The following is a 19,512-nucleotide window of genomic DNA, read 5'->3' on the forward strand; positions in this document are numbered from 1 at the left end:
TTTATGGTGATTTGATGAGTGAATTGACAGTTCCTTTATATTGAAGTTATTATAGATATATTAGATCCTTAATTGAAAAGGAGATTATAATCCATGAATAACGGACATTCATCCGGCCAAACGAACGAATCGTGGAGTGGTCATTCCGCTCCTTTTGCTACGTTACAGGAAACACATATCTTATCCTTGCTCCAGCCATCCCAAGGTGAACGAATCCTTGATGTAGGTTGTGGCAATGGGGATCTGACAGCCAAAATTGCAGCCGCAGGAGCGCTACCAACAGGCATAGATTTTTCAGAAGAGACGATTAGGCAAGCTAAACAGAAATACCCTGATATGAATATTAATGTAGCAAATGCTTGTCATTATCGGACAGAAGAACCGTTTGATGCTGTCTTCTCTCATGCCGTTCTGCATTGGATAAAGGATGCTCCAGCTGTAGTACAATCAATACAGTTAGCGCTCAAGACGGGCGGGCGATTCGTGGCTGAGTTTGCTGCAAATGGCAATACCGCTATATTAATTACAGCGGTACAGGAAGAACTGGATGCCCGTGGATACAAATGGGAAGGTCGGAATCCGTGGTATCATCCAACCCTTGGTGAATATGCTAACCTTCTGGAGCAACACGGATTTCGAGTTAGTCTGGTCCAGCACGTGGACCAATTTACTCCGTTCAAGCCAGGTGCCAGAAAGTGGTTGACCAGTTTCGCGGAGTATTTATTCAGTGGTATCACACCTGCGGAACAGGATGTTATTATGGATGCTGTTGAGAAAAGGATACAGCCACAACTGATGCGGGATGGACAGTGGTATCTGGACAGAAGCCGACTGCGAGTTGTAGCTATTAAAGAATAGGGGAATACGGGATGAAAATGGACAAACCCAAGATTCAGGAGCAGTTGCTCGAACCGGAAACGATGGCATTCCTGGAATCCAATTACAAACTGATCGAGAACATTACATTGGATCAACAGGAAGCGAGTAAGGTTTCTTTTGAAAATGTTGTATTTAGACATGTGACAATCTCGGAGTCAACCTTGGAACAATTTGAATTCACCGATGTCCGGTTCGAACACTGTGACTTCTCCAATGTCAATCTCTCTGGTGCCTTCATGCATCGGATCGAATGGCTTAACTGCAAGTTTGTCGGAACTGATTTTTCCAATAGCCGATTGCAAAATGTCAGTTTCCTTCATGGTCTAGGTGACTACAGCAATTTCCGTTTTGCCCATCTGAAACAGGTCTCCTTCTCGGAAAGTACCTTGATTGGTGCGGACTTTGCCTATCTGGCGCTGCAAAAAATGGAGTTCAGTCAATGTAACATCGACCAAGCTTCCTTAACGGGGACCAAAATGAAGGATTTGGACCTTAGCGATTGCGAATTTGACTCCTTGGTGCTGACCATGGAAGATCTCAACGGTTGTGTGATTTCACCACATCAAGCCGCCACATTTGTAGGATTAATGGGTTTGATTATCAAATAAATGGCATGATCACATATAAGGGGTTGCCAAGGTAGTGGAAGTGTGTATAATTGGAGACACATTAGAATAAAAACAGGTTTTCTAGGGTTCCGCGATGGATGTGTCGGTCTGGTCCGAGAGAAAACCCGCAACCTGTTGGTTGTGCCACGGAGGGATAAAAGCCTGGGAGATGAACTGCTACATGCAGTTTGTTTCCCGGGCTTTTTTGTTTTTTCGCTAATGAACCTTTACAGGTTGTACAAAAAAATGTAGTAGAGAAGGAGTGTTACATGAATGAATAAAACGTGGATGTCGGTTGTGATTGCTGCGTTGTTTGAAGTGGGTTGGGTCATTGGGTTGAAACATGCCAGTGGTCTGCTGGAATGGGGGGTTACGTTGGTTGCAATTATCATTAGTTTCTCCTTGATGATTGCAGCTTCGCGGACATTGCCTGTGGGAACCGTGTATGCAGTATTTGTTGGCCTGGGTACCGCAGGTACAGTACTTTCAGAGATTGTTCTGTTTAATGCACCTGTCCAAACCGGAAAAATGGTACTCATTGGTGTACTTTTACTCGGCGTAATCGGTCTTAAAATGCTGAGCAAAGAGAAGAATAAGGAGGTGCAGCTATAATGAACTGGGTATTTCTTATCTTGGCAGGGGTATTTGAGATGATCGGAGTGCTGATGATAAACAAGTTGCACAAAGACCGTAATCTCATTTCACTGGTTCTATTGGTAGCCGGGTTTGGTTTAAGCTTCCTGTTCCTATCCATTGCAATGGAAACTCTTCCGATGGGAACAGCATATGCCGTATGGACGGGAATCGGGGCTTCCGGTGGTGCCATTCTGGGCATGGTGTTTTATGGAGAACCTCGAAATGCCCTAAGAATTCTGTTTATCGCTATGGTGCTGGGATCAGCAGTCGGCCTTAAATTGGTCAGTTAAACAAAGTGATATTAAAAAGATAATGTACAGATTACGTTTTTAATGGTATCCTTATACGTTACGTGTGAAATAAAAGATGCGTCTTATTGATAGATGTGCGTAAATGAAGGAGACAACATGACATTTAAGGAATTGAATATTATCCCCTCTATTATGGAAGGGTTAAGCAAAGCAAACTATACTAATCCTACCCCTATACAGGAACAGGCCATACCAGCTGTATTAGCTGGCAGAGATCTGCTGGGATGTGCACAGACAGGAACAGGCAAGACGGCAGCATTTTCAGTGCCGATCATTCAATTATTAAGCGAAAGATCCAAAGGACAAGGATCAAAGTCCGTACGACATATTCGCTCATTAATTTTGACACCAACACGAGAGCTAGCTATTCAGATCGCGGATAACATCAAGGTATATAGCCGGTATACGGACATTCGTTGTACGGCAATCGTTGGCGGCGTTTCGCAAAAAGTGCAAGAGCGTGCGCTGAATCAAGGTGCAGATATTATTATCGCAACGCCTGGTAGATTAAACGATCTGATTAACCAGAAACGTATTGATCTGAAGATGGTTGAAATTCTGGTTCTGGATGAAGCAGACCGGATGTTGGACATGGGCTTCATTCATGATGTGAAAAGAATCATTGCCAAAATGCCGAACAAAAAGCAGACGCTGTTCTTCTCAGCTACGATGCCTCCTGAAATCACCAAAATGGTTAAAACCCTGCTGGTTGATCCAGTCAAAGTAGAAATCACACCGGTATCTTCCACAGTAGACCGCATTGAGCAGTCTATATATTTGCTGGAGAACGGCAAGAAGCAACAGATGTTGAACCAAATTTTGGAGGATAAATCCATCGTCACGGCATTGGTGTTCACACGCACGAAGCGCGGCGCTGACCGGGTTACACGTGATTTGGCCAAAGTTAATGTTACGGCACAGGCTATTCATGGCAACAAGTCTCAGAACGAGAGACAACGGGCACTGAACAACTTTAAGAGTGGTGCAACACGTGTATTAGTTGCGACAGATATCGCGGCAAGAGGAATTGACGTGGAGGAACTGTCACATGTCATTAACTTTAACCTGCCTAACATTCCGGAAACGTATGTTCACCGTATTGGCCGTACAGGGCGGGCAGGCAAAAGCGGGATGGCCATCTCGTTCTGCGAGAAGGACGAACTTCCATTCCTGAAGGATATCGAGAAAGTAATCAAAAAGACGATTCCTGAAGTGAAAGGTCATCCGTATCCAATGACAGGTGTACCTGTGTTTGATAAAACCAGCAAAGCATCAGGCAGTAAACCTTCGTTCAACAAATCGGCTGCAGGCAAACCGGCGAAGTCCAAAGCTAACCCGGCACGCAAGCCAAAATCCGAATGGTTTGCCAAGAGTGGTAAATCAAACAGTAGTCGTTCAAACGACGGTAGACCCAATAGCAGTAGATCAAACAGCAGTAGCAGTAAATCTAACCATGGCTCATTCAGCCGCAGCAGCAAAACTAGAAATGATAGAGCTAATTAAGATCTAAATAAATCCAGACCAAACCTTCTCCATTCATATGGAGGAGGTTTTATTATGTGCTTTTATGTGTAACAACCTTATTTACATACGAACTTACATTCGGTATCATTATATCGTTCACTGGTGAAAGGGAGGTACTGACTTGAAGGATACGATAATTGAATACGGTTTGAAGAAAAAAGGTGCGACCAAGGATTATCCATTTGGTCCTGATCCTGTAACCATTAAGGTCGGAGGGAAAATATTTGCATTACTTTTCGAAGACAAAGAAGAAAATGGTCTATTAAACTTAAAATGTGATCCTATAATTGCAGAGAACCTGAGAGAGCAGCATGAAGCGGTTCGACCAGGATATCATATGAACAAAAAACACTGGAATACCATTACGCTGGATGGTTCATTGTCCGATGAAGATGTCTACGTCATGATTGATCACTCCTATGATAGGGTTGTCCAATCCCTTCCGAAAAGGATTCGGGATTCTCTGAACGGTAAGAGATAAGAAGAAATAAATGAGGTAGGTAAAAGGCTAATGGTCTGCTTCTCCAACAGAATGAATATCCTATGAAAATGAAGACATATTTGAAGTCCATTTGGTTCCATTACCTTGGAAATAAACAAGATCGAACGGCCTTGTATAATGTGGCTTCCCTTGTTATCAATGCTGTAACAGGGATAGGCAAGTTAATCCTGGGCATATATCTGTTTTCGGGATGGTTCATTACAAATGCTGTATATTATCTGATTCTGTGTGTGGCGAAAGGCCAAGTGCTCCATAAATATACAGTTACCAAGAGAATGGACTCTCCCGAAGAAAGATACAGATTGGAGCTTTCGGTATATAAGCGCGGGGGTCTGTTCCTGTGTTTACTGGGTGCGTCCTATTCGATGGTCTGCCTGCGAATGTATCTAATCGGCGATGCTTTCATATATGAGGGTATTATCGTGTATATCGTTTCTACAGTCGCTTTGACGAAGCTGGTTTTTGCCGTGTATGGTACCTGGGCTAACCGTCATCTCCATAACCCGATCATATCTACATTGAAAATGATTAACTTCACCGATGCGATGGTATCCATCGTGGTGACCCAAGCGACATTACTTACCATGCAAGGCTCACCTCTTGCATTAAAAACCAGTAGCTTGTTTGGCATGGGGTGCAGCGTTTTATTTTGTTTGATGGGTATCTGGATGATGTTCCACAAAAAAAGGGAAACAAGCACGGATCCAAATCAATCTCCTGGCACTGAATGTTAACATTGAAGCATTATTGGCAATCCATTAAAGGAGTGATATCTATGGATCAACAACAACAACTGGCAATGGTACAACGTATGCGTCAAAATGTCGTCGGTACAGGTGCAGCTCTTCAACCCAGTTCCACGTATGCGGTCACAGTAAAAGAAGTCACGATTCCTACGACTAAAGGTGATACACGTGTACTTGTGTATACACCGGATAGGGATCATTCCGCGCCTCTGCCGGTCTTCTTTAATATGCATGGGGGTGGTTTCATCTTGGGACAAGCAGAGATGGATGACCCATGGTGTCGTCTGATCGCTGACCGTGCTGATTGTGTGGTCGTTAATATCGATTACAGTCTTGCACCAGAGCATAAGTTCCCAACCGCAGTTCATGAATGTTACGACGTTGTACAGTGGGTTCACGCCAATCCGCAATCCTTATCGATTAACTCGTCTATATTCGCTATCGGGGGGCATAGTGCTGGTGGTAATCTTGCTGCAGCAGTATGTTTATTGAACCAGCAACGTGGAAGCGAGCTGCCTATTGTACTTCAAGTTATCGATTATGCCGTGTTGGATGTGGCTACAGATCCGGCCGAGAAACCGAGTTTTGAAGAAGCCATTCCAGCCGATATCGCCAGAACGTTCAATGCCATGTACCTTGGAACGTCAGAAGATGCGCAAGACCCGCTGGCTTCACCTGTGCTCGCAACATCATTAAAGGGACTTCCGGAAGCATTGATCATTACTGCAGAGAAAGATTCACTGGCCCAAGAAGCAAGAACATATGCAGCAAGGCTGGAAGCAAGCGGTGTGAAGGTGACACTTAAGGAGTACGAGGGAGCCGCTCATGGATTTACGCATTCTGGGGATCTCCAGATGGCTGAGGATGCCTGGTACCTGATGAGTGACAAGATCAGAGAAGCATTTTCCAAATAACGTGTATCAAAAGTGATGCTTAGAAGGAATATGGTTTCCTTGAAGTCGCCTAATGGCGGCTTTTTTCGTTCATTGGTGTGATTGCTTCAATGGCTTGGTGAAACCAAGCTTCTGAGCTTGCGGATGTGTTAATAAACTAGATTAGGAGCCTGATTGAGATTATAACGCTATCGTTAAGGGTAAGAGTTGTTAAATTAGAGGAAATAATGACCAATACAGGAGGTTTATTATGAACCAATATAACAGTCCATCCGATATTGCGATTCTTGGCATGGGAACGGCTCTACCTGCTCACCCTGTAGCACAGTCAGATATTGCAGAATTAATCGCTTCTTCTCTTCAGGATCGGCCAGATTTGGCCCGTTTTGCCAGACGAATATTCAAGTCCTGTGGTGTTGAAACACGATATACTGTGGAACCGAGCTATCTGGGTTCACTGGAAGAATGCCGTTATCTGCCCTCTGGTGAGCGATCAGACATCCCGACAACCGAAGAACGAATGAATACATACAAGCGAGAGGCGCTTCCGCTCGGGATTGAGGCTGCAGAGAAAGCCCTGGAGGATTCAGGCGTATCTCCTAAGAGCATCACGCATATCATCACGGTCAGCTGCACCGGTCAATATCTTCCGGGTCTTGATGTTATGCTCATCCGTCATTTGGGTTTGTCTGCCCGAGTTAATCGACTGCCGCTGATCTTTCAGGGGTGTGCCGCAGGGTTGAAAGCCATTCAGATGGCACGAGATGTCGTGCAGGGTGCTCCGGGATCACAGGTCCTTGTTGTCTGTGTAGAGTTGTGCACCATTCATTTTCAGCCCGTTCAAGATCGGGAAGCGCTGTTTGCAGCTTCATTCTTCGGAGACGCTGCTTCTTCTTGTGTAGTGGGTACACCAGAATCTCGGCACAAGCATTATCTGAGTCTGGGAACGGGTTATTCTGTGCTTCTTCCGGATTCGACTGAAGATATGACCTGGGAGGTGGGGAATCTGGGGTATGACCTGTATCTATCCCCACGTATTCCGAAACTGTTAGGTGTTCACCTGGAAGAGGAACTGCGTCTCTTATTGCAAAGTGAACAGCTGCCTGAACTGTGGGCCATTCATCCGGGAGGACGTGGGATTGTGGACTCTGTGCAGAATGTAATGAAGCTTCGAGACGAGCAAACAAAGTATAGCAGGGATGTCCTCAGAATGTTTGGTAACTTATCCTCCAATACCATTCTGTTTGTACTGAACGCGATGCGTGAGGACATGAAGGTACAGGGTCAATCCTCCACAGATGGTGTAGCCATGGCATTTGGACCGGGACTCACCGCAGAGTTGATGCAATTCACTTATGTACCCTCATTATCTTCAGTGATGGAGGAGCACGATCATGTCCTTTTTTAGAACATTGTCCATTCGGGCCAAGGAAGATGAACTGATGGATGACTTCTCTCTGGGAGGGGAGGAGCTGCGTGAAGCGCTTAGACATCTGAGACGTCTTAACAAAATATTTGCAGCACCTGGCCCAACTCTGGCTGGTGTAGAGAAGTTATGGAACTCCATCGGTAAGCCGAATAAGCTTACCCTGCTGGATGTGGGCGCAGGTTCAGGAGATGTGAACCAGAAACTACTACAATGGGCGGATCGTCAGGGTGTTCAGCTGGAGATTACACTGGTTGATCTGACGGAAGAGGCGTGTGAGGAAGCGAGACAACTATTCCGTCACGAACCCCGAGTCCGGGTACAACGTGCCGATCTTACACAACTGCCGGATGCTTCAGCAGATATCGTGACAGGTTCCCAGTTTGTACATCATTTTGACGGAGATCAACTGGTTGATATGGTTTCTCATATGCTGCGAGCATCCAGATACGGTGTCGTTATTAATGATATTCACCGCCATCCCGTATCCTATAAGGCGGTCTGGATTACAACACGAATGATTTCGCGCAATCGGTACATTCGTCATGATGGACCTCTTTCCGTAGCCAAAGGTTTTACAGGGAGGGATTGGAAGGAACTTAAACAACGGCTAAATCATGATACGATGACCTATGAATGGAAGCCCTTATTCCGTTACTCTGTTGTTATTCCCACGAAAGGCAGGTGATCTTACGTGTCGAAATCGATAGATGTGATTGTCATCGGAGCCGGAATTGCCGGCAGTACATGTGCAATGCAACTGGCAGGGAAAGGACATCGGACGCTTTTGCTGGATCGCCAGGAGTTCCCGCGGCACAAAACCTGCGGTGAGTTCATGTCACCCGAAACCAAGGAGATGTTAGAAGTTCTGGATATTCACCTTCTGGACCAGTCGAAGAAACCCAGCACCATGGATCATGCCAAAATCGTTATGCCACAAGGCGGAGTGATCGAAGCACCGCTGCCGGGATTTGCATATGGCATTAGCCGATATGAGCTGGACCAGATTTTGCATCAGAAGGCTCTGAAGGCCGGAGCCCAGATTGTGACCAAAGCGACCATAACGAGCATCGAGCAGCTTGAGGATGCCACTTATGAGGTTCAAGTGAAACAGGGAGATGAGCGGATCAGCTACAGAGCCAAAGCCGTTATCGGAGCACATGGGACCAAAAAGCCGCGCGGGATGGCTTCTGCACCTGATCTGCGGGACCAAACCATATACGTTGGCGTCAAGTCTCACTTCAGCGGGATAGAGATTCCCGCACGGGTAGAGTTATATTTTTGCGGGGGTGGTTACGTGGGCATTTCTCCGATTGAGGATGGCATTGTGAATGTTGCCGCATTGTTAACACTGGATACCGTCCAGGGAAGTGGCAAGTCTGTAAACGATATTTTACAGGCGGCATCCCTGACAAACGTGAGTTTGGCGGCCCGTTTAGCTGAAGGAAAGCCTGTAGATGGAACGCAAGTGTCAATTGCGCCGTTGCATCTGTCCAACGTTCCTGAGCCGTGGTCTCAATATCCGCATATTGGGGATGCCATGCTGATGATACCACCCTTATGTGGAGACGGAATGTCCATTGCCCTTCGCTCCTCACTCTTGTGTGCAAGGTGGACTGACAAGTACCTGCAAGGCGATATTGAACATGCCGATTGGCAAAGTAATTACACGCTGGAAGCAAGCCGGGAATTCACCCAATTGCTCAGACGTGCAAGAAGAATTCAAAAGCTGGCTTTTGCCAAGACCAATAAGTTCTATCCTGGTCTGGCTCGGATGATCCCCGGTCTAGCCGCTTATGTTGTGAAGGCCACACGGTTATCCGAGATGAACGCAGCGCGATAATAGGCTGAAAGTTTGCTCAATATATATGCGAATGAGGTTGCTGACGGCGGCCTCTTTTTTGGCGTACAAACATTAATTTTGTGGAGACAGTTTGGAAATTCGGGAAATGCTCGTATAATAGAATCTAATGTAATGATAGAGAGTTAATTCAGATGAAATGTCGGGAGGCACTATTTAAGATGAACTATTCATTTTCCAATCGTATCGCAGCACTGCAACCATCCATTATTCGTGAGATTCTGAAGGCTTCTTCGGGACAAAATGTGATTCCATTCTCCGCGGGAAATCCTGCTCCGGAAACCTTTCCTATCGAGGCGATTCGCACATTCACTCAATCCATTCTGGAGCATGACCCGGTCACAGCTCTGCAATATGGGATAACGGAAGGATATGTTCCCCTCAGGGAAGCATTGACTCAACATTTGAAGACAGGTTTTGATACCGGTAAACCATCCGATCAATTGTTCATTGTATCTGGAGCGCAGCAGGGGATTGAACTGGCCTGTAAAGTGTTCTGTAATGAAGGGGACACGATCATCTGTGAGAGCCCGAGCTTTATCGGTTCCCTGAACTCCTTCCGGGCATCCGGTGCAAAGCTTGCCGGTGTTCCGATGGAGATGGACGGTATGGATATCGAGAAGCTGGAACAGGCGCTGCAAACGGAGCCTAATGTGAAACTGATCTACGTGATCCCAAGTTTCCAGAATCCGACCGGTGTAACAACAAGTCTTACAAAACGTAAGGCCATATACGAGCTGGCTAAGAAGTATGGCGTTATGATTTTGGAAGATAACCCGTACGGAGAACTTCGATTCAATGGAGACGATGTGCCAACCATTAAATCTATGGATGATGAGGGTCTGGTTATCTATGTTGGATCATTCTCCAAAATTTTGTCGGCTGGACTGCGCGTTGGTTTTGTACAAGCGCCACATGAAGTCGTGGAGAAGATGGTTGTTGCCAAACAGGGAGAAGACGTACATACGGCCATGCTTCCACAGATCCTGGCATACAAGTTCATGACAGAGTATGACTACGCGGGGCATATTAACAGCATTCGTGAGGTATATCGGAGAAAAGCAACATTGATGATGGACAAGCTGCAAGAACATATGGGTGAGTCCATTACCTATACCCAACCGGATGGTGGACTGTTCCTCTGGTGTGATCTGCCAGCACATGTGCCAATGCTTGATTATGCCAAGACAGCGGCAGCTCAAGGGGTTGCGGTTGTACCGGGAAATGCATTCCTGGTGAACGAGCAAGACCCTTGTAATGCCATCAGACTTAATTTCTCAACCCCGTCAGACGAACAGATTGTCAAGGGTGTAGAGATTTTGGGGCAGGTATTGAAAGGGTATAACGCTTAAAAATGCTTCAATGTGATATATCTACGAAAAGCCGCCAATTGGCGGCTTTTTTGGGCTTTTTCTCGTCCTTAATTATCGATTAATGCACTTAATTCTGCCTGAAATACCTTTTGATTCTTCTGATTGAAAGTACTCAGCAGCACCGTAACAATCCCATTTCCTTTGCGTCTGGGAGACAGTCCAATAACTTCTGCAATGACATGAAGTTCATCATCCGGAAAGACCGGTTTCAGGAATTGAATGTTATTCATTCCGGTGCCCGCCACGACATGCTCTCCATAGACCCCGACCTCAATCCATAATTTAAAGGAGATATTCATCGTTTGCATGCCAGAAGCAATTAAACTGCCGAAGCGGCCTTGCTTGGCCTTTTCCTCATCCAAATGCATGTACTGTGGATCATAGATTGTGGCAAACTCAATAATATCACGCTTGGATAATGCCAAGGATGTGGTTTCGTAGCGCTGACCTATTACATATTCACTAAATCTCATGAAGCACCTCGGTTTCTTTAATATGTTTTTTCGTAGTTGATGTTTTGCTAAGAGACATGACCGAACTGACGTGTTAAAATGCTAGTGAACTATCCATGTGTATTGCTGTGTTACGCCATAATGGACTAAACAGATGAAACTGTCTTTGAGGAGTATATATGATGACAACGATTAAAGATGTAGCCAAGATGGCTGGTGTAGCCAGTTCGACCGTATCTTGCGTACTCAACGATAAAGGGAATGTAAGTGAGCCGACAAGACTCCGAGTAATTGAGGCAGCGAGCCAACTCAATTACGTTAGGCATGGTCCTGCATCGGAATTAAAACGAAATAGTACACAAACCATTGGTGTTATTGTCCATGACATGTCCAGTCCGTATTTCTCGGATTTGGTGAACGGAATAGAAACCGTCGTCATGAGTCATGGATACGATATGATCGTATGTAGTTCGTTGGGTGGAGAGAAGTCGACAGCCCATCGTTACATTCGTGAACGAAGAATTGACGGAGCTATTGTTATCGCTCAGAATATTCAAGATCAGTTGCTTGTTGAAGCATCTGAAGCAGGGTTTCCGATTGTTGTCATGGATCGGGATCTGGATGCTCAACATATTGTAAAGGTTTTGATGAGTGATACGCAAGGCGGTTACTTGGCTACCCGTTATCTGATCGATAAAGGGCATCGGACAATAGCTTATATTAGTGGCCCGTCACAATCGGAATGTAATCTCCATCGTTATCAAGGTTATTTGAAAGCCTTAAAGGAGGCAGGCATCGAAGAGAACCCCGAATGGAAAATTGGCGGACAATACATGAAGCAAGATGGGTACAATGCAGCCAAGAAACTGCTTGAAGGAGAGTTGCCATCCGCTGTATTTTTTGCAAATGATGAAATGGCGATCGGCGGCTTGGAAGCCTTCAGGGAGCATGATATCTCAATACCTGAACAGTTATCCGTAATTGGTTTTGACAATATACCTGCATCTCAGTACATGAATCCACCTCTAACCACATTTCGTCAGCCGAAGAGGGATGCAGGCCAGCTTGCAGGTCATGTTCTCTTCCAACTGCTGAATGGAGAGATCGTAGAGACGTTATATACACTGGACATCCAATGCGTGGAACGTGATTCTGTTCGGCTCCTCAACCTGAGTTGAGGAGTTTTTTCATTCTATAGAAATTTTAAATACTTAAAAAGAAAGGAGAGTAGCCATTAATGCATAATATAAAGACGAGGAGTTATTTGCATTGGAAATAAATGGAGGGTGATACGATGGGCGTACCCACTTTTTTGGAGACAGGCCATATGCAAGAAGGTTTTCCCATTCGGGTAATTCATACAGGAAATCAGTTCAATTATGCTGCACACTGGCATGATGAGGTTGAGCTGGTTCTCGTCAATGGTAAAAGCGCCAGAATTGGTGTGAACGACCACGTGTGTGAGTTGGAAAAAGGGGATGTGCTGCTGATCAAACCAGGGGATGTGCACTGCTTTTTGCCGGGGACCGAACATTTGACCATTATCTTGTTCCGACTCGAATTGTTAACCGGGAGTTTCACGACCGAAGCCGAAATTCAGGATCTCGGACAACTTTTCAACAAAACAACAGTTATTCCTTCGAATACGGGAAGTCAGAACAATCTGACTCAATATATAGATGATATCATTACCGAGAAGAAAAATCAGAAGCCCGGATACCGATGGTTAATGGTATCCAGGTTGTATGATCTCATCATACTTTTATTGCGTACAAAAGTACCGGTTACCACCGATGAATCTTCATCTTCAGGATGGGCATGTACTTCATCCAAAAAATTTGAATTCCTTGAATCGGTCTGTGAATACCTGGAGGAGCACTATGCTGAGTCCATTAAGCTGGAACAGGTGGCGGAACATATTAAATTTAGCAAGTTCCATGTCTGCAAGCTGTTCAAAGAGATCAAGGGAGTAACACTGATGGAATACTTGAATCATTTTCGAATTATCAAGTCCGAGTGGGCCTTATTGTTCCGTCAGGATACGATTCTGGAGATTGCGATTGGACATGGATTTAACAATGTTAACTCCTATAATCGTCTTTTCAAAAAATATAATGACTGTACACCCTCCGAATTTCGTAAGAAACATCGTACGAATATCACAAAATATGGAGGGTAATGCACAATATTTGTGGAGAAAGCCCTCTCCAAAATCAATATACTCTAATAAATTGTAAGCGTTTCCTTTTTGAAGGAGGGGGCCTATGAAGAAGTGGTTTAAGCCAACTATTGTATTGGTATGTGCAGCGATGTTGTTAGCTGGTTGTCAGTTCAGTCCATCGAGCCAAACCAAGCAACAGGAGATTACTGTGTGGAGTTTTACGGATGAAGCAGGGTACGCCATCGAAAAATTCGAACAGAAATATCCTGACATCAAAGTGAACTTTGTCAACATCCCCGGTAATTTCTATATCACCAAGCTGAAATCTGCGCTACAGACAACCTCGAAGGCTCCAGATGTATTTATGATTGAAAATGCGAATATTCGAGAGCTGATTGACGTTCCATATCTGGAGAATTTATCAGCTTCGCCGTATAACGCCAATGAACTTATCCAGGAACAATATGCTTTTGTTCAGGCCAATGAACAGGACAGTGAGGGAAATGTCAGAGCGATAGGTTATCAGGGAACACCAGGGGGCATCTACTATCGTCGGGATTTGGCGAAGAAATATCTGGGCACCGATGATCCTGAGCAGGTGGGTTCACAGATCGATACATGGGAGAAGATCTTCGAGATTGGAGAGAAGGTGCAGCAACTTAGCGGGAATAAAGTACATGCATTGGCGAATTGGAATGCTATATCAAATTCATATGATGGTATACCTTGGGTGAAGGACGGCAAACTTGTCATCGATCCAACGTACTTGGAAGTGCTCGATCTTGTACGTGAAGCACGTGAGCGGAATGTACTTGCCGAGTATGAAGATGGAAGTGCCGGTTACGCTGCATCCATGCAAAAAGGAGAGGTCATGTTTTATCCCGGGGCAACCTGGGGTTTGCAATATACGTTCAAGGCGAACGCTCCGGATACCGAAGGCATGTGGGGCTTAGCCCAGGGACCGTCAGCCTTTAGTTCAGGTGGAACCTATATCGCGATGTACAGTAAAAGTGAAAAAAAGGATCTGGCCTGGAAGTTTATTGAGTTCTATAATTTTGACCACGACTTTCTGTCCGAGTTAGCGAAAGAACAGGATTATTTCACCAGCAACATGGTTGTGAATGATGAACTTGCCCCGTCTCTCTCATCGTCTTATTTGGGAGGACAAAAGCATTTCGAGTTTTTCTCGGAGGCTGCAAAACGGGTACCTGTATACGAACGCACCAAATATGATGCCACGATTAACAATGATATCTACAAGATTGTACTCCAGTTATATCTCAATAAGGACATTCAGACCAAAGATGAAGTCGTAAAGCGAATCAAACGTGATGTTACCTTGAGATTTCCGGAACTGGAAGTGCATTAGCTTAGGACGTGTCTCAAAACTCGCTGAAGTGCATCTTTTACCGCCTTTTCGCCCCATGCTGTGTCACTTTCCCTTGACGTGCCCCGGCACGCCTGCGGAAAACTTCCTTGCTTGGAACGAAAATTCGGCAAAATCTGCTTCCTTCGGAGTTTTCAGACACGCCCTAGAAGTAAGCGAATGAATATACACATCCGATGATAACTGGGGGGGATAGAACATGTTTGCCAAAACGATTCGCAAGGACCATTACGGCTACTACTTCATTGCTCCGTTTTTTATTATTTTCACCACTTTTGGGCTGTATCCTATTTTATATTCCCTCTACATCAGTTTCACCAACTTTGATGGGATCACGACACCCGATTTTGTAGGGATCGGTAACTACGTTGCCGTATTACAAGACCCGTTGTTCTACAAAACCTTGTTTAATACGTTATTCATCTGGGGCGTATCTGTAGTTCCACAGCTCACAATCTCACTTGTGTTGGCTTTTATCTTGAATGATAAGCTGCTCAAAGGACGGGACTTTTTCAGAGCCGTATACTTTTTTCCCAACATCGTTACGGCGGCATCACTTGGATTGCTTGTCAGCCTGATTTTTGACTGGCAGTCTGGCGGACTGAATCATTTTTTGGTGCAGACCGGCATAATACAAGATCCAATTAACTGGAAAAATGACCCCTGGTTTATGCGTCTGATTGTATCATCCATTTTGTTTTTTCAATACTTCGGCTATTCCATGGTCATCTACCTAGCTGGTCTTCAGGGCATTGACCCTTCTCTGCTGGAGGCTGCCCAGATGGATGGCGCGAAAAAGAAACATATTTTCATTCATATAATCGTGCCGATGCTCCGTCCAATTATTCTGTTTCAGATGATTACATCCATTATTGGGGGCATCCAGATTTTCGATCAGCCATTTACACTAACCAACGGCAATGGCGGTCCTGACCGGGCAGCCATGACGAGCATTATGTATCTCTATAATGTAGCATTTCAGAGCACACGATTTGGTTACGGTGCTGCCATCGCATTTTGCCTGTTTATTATCATCATATTGTTGTCCGTTGCATCCTTCATCATGACCCAGCGGAAGAGCCGTTCATAGGGAGGGGAGTTCTTATGCAAACTGCAAAATCAGTTGAACAACCAAATGCGGCGATTCAGCAATATGCCAATACAAGGGGCCTGACGGCAGGTAAAATCATCATCTATCTGTTGCTGACAGGTCTTGCCGTGCTCTGCATTATTCCATTTTATCTGATGCTCATCTATTCCACACATAATAATGCAACGATTGCTTCGACGTTTACATTTCTTCCCGGATCATTCTTGATTGATAACTATATGAACATGGTATCCAAAATCAACATTTGGCGTGGGTTTGCCAACAGCATATTTATTGCCGGAACATCGACCGTATTGTCTCTGTATATTGGGGCCTTAACTGCGTATGGATTTGCCAAATTTAAATTCAAAGGACGAAACGGGTTGTTCCTGTTTCTGTTAGCAACCATGATGGTACCGGGTCAACTGGCTCTGATTGGCGTATATCGACTATTCAGCATGATGGGACTTCTGGATAGTTATGCCGCAATTATTTTGCCTGCTGCGGCTAATGCGTTTAATGTATTTTTTATCAAGCAGTTCATGGAGAGCAGCATCCCGGATGAGATTATTGAATCTGCGCGGGTGGACAGTGCCGGTGAGTTCCGGACGTTCAATCAGATTGTACTGCCTATTCTGGGGCCGGCTATCGCCGCCCTTGGCATATTCACGTTTATCGGATCATGGAATAATTTCCTGACACCGCTTGTGCTGTTTTTCTCCCTGGATAAATATCCGCTCCCAGTATTGGTTGCGCTAGTGCAGGGGTACTATGGGATGGATTATGGACTCTTGTATTTGGGGGTAGCGATCTCAATCCTGCCTATTATTATTGTATTCTCTATATTTTCCAAACAGATTATTGGGAGTGTTGCTTTGGGTGCTGTGAAAGGATAGTGATCAATAGAAAATAGGGAATTGCAAAGAGCAAGATCAACGAATTCGCAGAAATGATTAACGTTTTATATCATCAGAGTCGCTCATGAGGGCGGCTTTTTTGGCATTCTATATTTTGCGTATATATCCCATCTGATAAGTAAAGGATACCTTTAACTGAGAATATCTGGACGGAGTGTTTACGGAAAGGGGAGGCGTCATGGACACATCAGAGATAACACAACAGGACCTGCCATTAACCGGAAATCTTGCTATTGATCAAGAAATGTTACGCTCCGTTTTTGCGGGTTGCTCGGACGTTGTATTTCATACATTCCAAACCGCGTGTCTTACATCAGCATTATGCGTATATTGTGTTGGTGTATGCGATACGGAGCGGCTGGAACGCCAGGTACTAACGCCCCTTCAGGAAACAGGGATCGAAGCTGCGCAAGTTCCTCTAGCTTCAGTTAAGCATGTTGAAACGACTACTCAGGCAGTACAGGCCATATTAGAAGGAGAAGCTCTGTTACTGCTGGACGGTTCGATAGGCGGAACAACATACCCACTATACCAAGCTGCAAATCGTTCAACGGAGGAACCGTTAGCTGAATCGACCGTGCGTGGTGCACGGGATGGGTTCACAGAGTCGTTGACCATGAATATGTCTTTACTGCGCAAACGCCTCAAGACACCTGCATTGAAGATTCATACACGTAACATGGGAGAACGTACAAACACCAGTATTTCACTTGTATACATGGAGGGGATTATTGACCCCAAACTTGTTAAGGAAGTGCAGACACGACTTGCCGATTTAAAGCTCCAAGACGTACTGGAGAGTCAATACATTGAAGAAGGGATTGTCGATGAGCGATATTCACCATTTCCACAGATGATTGCGACGGAGCGTCCGGATGTCGTTGTTTCCAACTTGCTGGAAGGTCGGTTTGCTATTCTCGTTGACGGAACGCCGTTTACCCTTATCGCGCCAGTAACCATTTTTTCCATGTTACAATCCCCTGAAGATTATTATCAAAATGTGTTCATGAGTGTTTTTGTACGCTGGCTGCGATACATTTTTTTTGTTTTATCCATGCTGCTTCCATCGGCTTATGTAGCGATTACGACGTTTCATCAGGAGATGATTCCTACCGTATTGCTTCTCAGTATTGCTCGGGCGAGAGAAGAGATCCCTTTTCCCGCACTGGTGGAAGCGCTCATTATGGAAATCGCCTTTGAAGCATTGCGTGAGGCTGGCGTCCGATTGCCAAAGCAGGTCGGATCAGCGGTCAGTATCGTGGGAGCCTTAATTATTGGGCAAGCGGCGACGAGTGCCGGAATTGTCTCAGCCCCCATGATTATCATTGTCGCGATTACTGGTATCGCTTCTTTCATGATCCCTCGCTATGCTGCCAGCATCGCGACCCGTCTGCTACGTTTTCCCATGATGTTTCTGGCAGGAACGCTGGGCCTCACGGGTGTCATGCTGGGAGTCATCTTGGTTGTCATTCATCTAAGCAGTCTTCGTTCATTTGGAACACCTTATCTCTCACCGGTAGCACCTACGATGGCTAAGGAACTTAAGGATGTATGGTGGCGTCCATCCCCAAGGAACAAACCACACTAGAACAATCTACATTCGAGCAAACAGGGAGCGGGATTACATATGTTGACGGACAAAGGGAAAATATCGGTGACTCAATTGGCATTTATGGTCTTTCCCGCCATTATCGCGACGGCTATCTTATCTGTGCCTGGAATTACAATGCACTATGCGGGACATGACATGTGGATGACTCCAATCATAGGTTCTATCGTTGGTTTGGCTACTATTGGTATTTCCGTTGGACTTGATCGTCTGTACCCAGGAAAAACGCTCATTCAATCCAGTGTATTGATCGTCGGTCGGATTCCGGGCAAGTTATTCGGTCTGATCTATATCGCTTTCTTGCCCCACCTGACGGGCTTGATTATTCGGGAATACGGTGAATTCATTGTCAATAATGCACTTCCGCGTACACCTTTGTTTGTTGTGATGGGTACGATGGTTGTTGTATGTGCGATTAATGTTAGACTCGGAATTGAAGTTGTCGGACGAACCTCTCAGGTGTTTGTTACCCTGCTGATCGTGCTGCTGGCTTTGATCTTTATATTGTTGATTGGTGAATTGAATCCTGCCGAGCTGTTTCCTTTTATGGAGAAAGGTCCAATTCCCATTATTACCGGGGCTGCTGCACCTGCTGCATGGTTTAGTGAGTATATTGTGTTGGCTTTTCTGCTACCTTATGTGAATGAAAAAAAACGAATAACCCGGGTCATGCTGGGTTCCCTTGTATTTACAACAACTGCAATGACAGTTACCAATCTGTTTTGCCTGTTTTTAATTGGTGATTTGACGGATACATTTGTATTTCCAGTCATGATCGCAGCAAGATACATAACCATTGCAGACTTTCTGCAGCATATCGAATCCCTTATTATTGCCATCTGGATTTTCGGTATTTTCGTTAAAATTTCCGTTTTTCTATATATCTTTGCTACATCAACCGCGGAATGGTTTGGTTTGCGGGACTACAAACCTGTGGTTGGTCCACTTTCGTTTCTGTGCATGGTATTTGCTTACTGGGTTGTGTCCGGTGGATCTGGTGTTTCCAGTTTGGTTAGTGCTTCAGCCAATTTGTATACGATCAGTATTTTATTAATCCTTCCGGCTATGATCTATGGTGTTGCATGGCTGAAGAAAGGGTGGGCACATTTTCGGAAGAATCGAGCGAACACCTGATTG

The 19,512-nt window shown here is 45.1% G+C and carries 20 protein-coding genes and 1 riboswitch; of the genes, 19 read left to right on the top strand and 1 reads right to left on the bottom strand.

What is annotated here, in order from left to right; genetic code table 11:
• Positions 1-93 precede the first annotated feature (93 nt).
• From MHB43_RS15045 to MHB43_RS15100, 12 genes are all read left to right on the top strand, one after another.
• On the top strand, positions 94-858 hold the full coding sequence (locus MHB43_RS15045; protein ID WP_339308349.1) for a methyltransferase domain-containing protein: 765 nt from the start codon (positions 94-96) through the stop codon (positions 856-858).
• An 11-nt stretch (positions 859-869) separates the two neighbouring features.
• On the top strand, positions 870-1,487 hold the full coding sequence (locus MHB43_RS15050; RefSeq protein ID WP_405132238.1) for a pentapeptide repeat-containing protein: 618 nt from the start codon (positions 870-872) through the stop codon (positions 1,485-1,487).
• 70 nt (positions 1,488-1,557) lie between these two features.
• Positions 1,558-1,658: riboswitch (guanidine-I (ykkC/yxkD leader) on the top strand.
• 102 nt (positions 1,659-1,760) lie between these two features.
• Positions 1,761-2,099, top strand: a complete 339-nt coding sequence (locus MHB43_RS15055; RefSeq protein WP_221819444.1) for a multidrug efflux SMR transporter — start codon at positions 1,761-1,763, stop codon at positions 2,097-2,099.
• Positions 2,099-2,413: a multidrug efflux SMR transporter gene (locus tag MHB43_RS15060; RefSeq protein WP_221819443.1), complete on the top strand. Its 315-nt coding sequence runs from the start codon at positions 2,099-2,101 to the stop codon at positions 2,411-2,413. The genes MHB43_RS15055 and MHB43_RS15060 overlap by 1 nt, the downstream gene beginning before the upstream one ends.
• 117 nt (positions 2,414-2,530) lie before the next feature.
• The gene (locus MHB43_RS15065; protein ID WP_405132239.1) at positions 2,531-3,937 is read left to right on the top strand and encodes a DEAD/DEAH box helicase; all 1,407 of its coding nucleotides are present in this window, start codon (positions 2,531-2,533) and stop codon (positions 3,935-3,937) included.
• Positions 3,938-4,079: 142 nt separating this feature from the next.
• A complete protein-coding gene (locus tag MHB43_RS15070) occupies positions 4,080-4,439 on the top strand; it encodes an MmcQ/YjbR family DNA-binding protein (RefSeq protein ID WP_339308355.1) in 360 nt (119 codons plus the stop codon).
• 62 nt (positions 4,440-4,501) lie between these two features.
• Positions 4,502-5,194: a hypothetical protein gene (locus MHB43_RS15075; RefSeq protein ID WP_405132240.1), complete on the top strand. Its 693-nt coding sequence runs from the start codon at positions 4,502-4,504 to the stop codon at positions 5,192-5,194.
• 41 nt (positions 5,195-5,235) lie between these two features.
• Entirely contained in the window at positions 5,236-6,120 is an 885-nt protein-coding gene (locus tag MHB43_RS15080; RefSeq protein WP_405132241.1) for an alpha/beta hydrolase fold domain-containing protein, read from the top strand.
• Between the two features lie 229 nt (positions 6,121-6,349).
• The gene (locus MHB43_RS15085; RefSeq protein WP_405132242.1) at positions 6,350-7,507 is read left to right on the top strand and encodes a type III polyketide synthase; all 1,158 of its coding nucleotides are present in this window, start codon (positions 6,350-6,352) and stop codon (positions 7,505-7,507) included.
• Positions 7,494-8,213: a methyltransferase domain-containing protein gene (locus MHB43_RS15090; RefSeq protein ID WP_405132243.1), complete on the top strand. Its 720-nt coding sequence runs from the start codon at positions 7,494-7,496 to the stop codon at positions 8,211-8,213. The genes MHB43_RS15085 and MHB43_RS15090 overlap by 14 nt, the downstream gene beginning before the upstream one ends.
• Before the next feature lie 6 nt (positions 8,214-8,219).
• Positions 8,220-9,368, top strand: coding sequence for an NAD(P)/FAD-dependent oxidoreductase (locus tag MHB43_RS15095; protein WP_405132244.1), 1,149 nt, complete (start codon positions 8,220-8,222; stop codon positions 9,366-9,368).
• A 179-nt stretch (positions 9,369-9,547) separates the two neighbouring features.
• Positions 9,548-10,738 (top strand): PLP-dependent aminotransferase family protein, encoded by a 1,191-nt coding sequence (locus MHB43_RS15100; protein WP_405132245.1) that lies wholly within the window; start codon positions 9,548-9,550, stop codon positions 10,736-10,738.
• A 68-nt stretch (positions 10,739-10,806) separates the two neighbouring features.
• Here the strand turns inward: MHB43_RS15100 and MHB43_RS15105 are convergent, their stop codons facing one another.
• A complete protein-coding gene (locus MHB43_RS15105) occupies positions 10,807-11,232 on the bottom strand; it encodes a MaoC family dehydratase (RefSeq protein WP_339184899.1) in 426 nt (141 codons plus the stop codon).
• 158 nt (positions 11,233-11,390) lie between these two features.
• On the opposite strand from MHB43_RS15105, the gene MHB43_RS15110 reads away from it, so the two are divergent.
• From MHB43_RS15110 to MHB43_RS15140, 7 genes are all read left to right on the top strand, one after another.
• Positions 11,391-12,389: a LacI family DNA-binding transcriptional regulator gene (locus MHB43_RS15110; RefSeq protein WP_405132246.1), complete on the top strand. Its 999-nt coding sequence runs from the start codon at positions 11,391-11,393 to the stop codon at positions 12,387-12,389.
• Positions 12,390-12,505: 116 nt separating this feature from the next.
• Positions 12,506-13,390: an AraC family transcriptional regulator gene (locus tag MHB43_RS15115; protein WP_339184903.1), complete on the top strand. Its 885-nt coding sequence runs from the start codon at positions 12,506-12,508 to the stop codon at positions 13,388-13,390.
• Between the two features lie 85 nt (positions 13,391-13,475).
• Positions 13,476-14,741 carry an ABC transporter substrate-binding protein gene (locus MHB43_RS15120; protein ID WP_405132247.1) on the top strand — a complete coding sequence of 422 codons (1,266 nt, stop codon included), beginning with the start codon at positions 13,476-13,478 and terminating at the stop codon, positions 14,739-14,741.
• A gap of 217 nt (positions 14,742-14,958) precedes the next feature.
• Positions 14,959-15,849 carry a carbohydrate ABC transporter permease gene (locus MHB43_RS15125; protein ID WP_405132248.1) on the top strand — a complete coding sequence of 297 codons (891 nt, stop codon included), beginning with the start codon at positions 14,959-14,961 and terminating at the stop codon, positions 15,847-15,849.
• A 14-nt stretch (positions 15,850-15,863) separates the two neighbouring features.
• Positions 15,864-16,745 carry a carbohydrate ABC transporter permease gene (locus MHB43_RS15130; protein WP_083684212.1) on the top strand — a complete coding sequence of 294 codons (882 nt, stop codon included), beginning with the start codon at positions 15,864-15,866 and terminating at the stop codon, positions 16,743-16,745.
• A gap of 199 nt (positions 16,746-16,944) precedes the next feature.
• Positions 16,945-18,354 carry a spore germination protein gene (locus MHB43_RS15135; RefSeq protein ID WP_237175487.1) on the top strand — a complete coding sequence of 470 codons (1,410 nt, stop codon included), beginning with the start codon at positions 16,945-16,947 and terminating at the stop codon, positions 18,352-18,354.
• Between the two features lie 39 nt (positions 18,355-18,393).
• Entirely contained in the window at positions 18,394-19,509 is a 1,116-nt protein-coding gene (locus MHB43_RS15140; RefSeq protein WP_405132249.1) for an endospore germination permease, read from the top strand.
• The last annotated feature ends 3 nt before the right edge of the window (positions 19,510-19,512 follow it).

The sequence above is a fragment of the Paenibacillus sp. FSL H8-0317 genome (assembly GCF_045040685.1).
In the GTDB taxonomy this organism is placed as follows: domain Bacteria; phylum Bacillota; class Bacilli; order Paenibacillales; family Paenibacillaceae; genus Paenibacillus.

Excerpts from the sequence above, each read along its gene's own strand:
- MHB43_RS15045 (WP_339308349.1), top strand. The coding sequence starts at position 94 with ATGAATAACGGACATTCATCCGGCCAAACGAACGAATCGTGGAGTGGT.
- MHB43_RS15050 (WP_405132238.1), top strand. The coding sequence starts at position 870 with ATGAAAATGGACAAACCCAAGATTCAGGAGCAGTTGCTCGAACCGGAA.
- MHB43_RS15055 (WP_221819444.1), top strand. The coding sequence starts at position 1,761 with ATGAATAAAACGTGGATGTCGGTTGTGATTGCTGCGTTGTTTGAAGTG.
- MHB43_RS15060 (WP_221819443.1), top strand. The coding sequence starts at position 2,099 with ATGAACTGGGTATTTCTTATCTTGGCAGGGGTATTTGAGATGATCGGA.
- MHB43_RS15065 (WP_405132239.1), top strand. The coding sequence starts at position 2,531 with ATGACATTTAAGGAATTGAATATTATCCCCTCTATTATGGAAGGGTTA.
- MHB43_RS15075 (WP_405132240.1), top strand. The coding sequence starts at position 4,502 with ATGAAAATGAAGACATATTTGAAGTCCATTTGGTTCCATTACCTTGGA.
- MHB43_RS15080 (WP_405132241.1), top strand. The coding sequence starts at position 5,236 with ATGGATCAACAACAACAACTGGCAATGGTACAACGTATGCGTCAAAAT.
- MHB43_RS15085 (WP_405132242.1), top strand. The coding sequence starts at position 6,350 with ATGAACCAATATAACAGTCCATCCGATATTGCGATTCTTGGCATGGGA.
- MHB43_RS15090 (WP_405132243.1), top strand. The coding sequence starts at position 7,494 with ATGTCCTTTTTTAGAACATTGTCCATTCGGGCCAAGGAAGATGAACTG.
- MHB43_RS15100 (WP_405132245.1), top strand. The coding sequence starts at position 9,548 with ATGAACTATTCATTTTCCAATCGTATCGCAGCACTGCAACCATCCATT.
- MHB43_RS15105 (WP_339184899.1), bottom strand. The coding sequence starts at position 11,232 with ATGAGATTTAGTGAATATGTAATAGGTCAGCGCTACGAAACCACATCC.
- MHB43_RS15110 (WP_405132246.1), top strand. The coding sequence starts at position 11,391 with ATGATGACAACGATTAAAGATGTAGCCAAGATGGCTGGTGTAGCCAGT.
- MHB43_RS15115 (WP_339184903.1), top strand. The coding sequence starts at position 12,506 with ATGGGCGTACCCACTTTTTTGGAGACAGGCCATATGCAAGAAGGTTTT.
- MHB43_RS15120 (WP_405132247.1), top strand. The coding sequence starts at position 13,476 with ATGAAGAAGTGGTTTAAGCCAACTATTGTATTGGTATGTGCAGCGATG.
- MHB43_RS15125 (WP_405132248.1), top strand. The coding sequence starts at position 14,959 with ATGTTTGCCAAAACGATTCGCAAGGACCATTACGGCTACTACTTCATT.
- MHB43_RS15130 (WP_083684212.1), top strand. The coding sequence starts at position 15,864 with ATGCAAACTGCAAAATCAGTTGAACAACCAAATGCGGCGATTCAGCAA.
- MHB43_RS15135 (WP_237175487.1), top strand. The coding sequence starts at position 16,945 with ATGGACACATCAGAGATAACACAACAGGACCTGCCATTAACCGGAAAT.
- MHB43_RS15140 (WP_405132249.1), top strand. The coding sequence starts at position 18,394 with ATGTTGACGGACAAAGGGAAAATATCGGTGACTCAATTGGCATTTATG.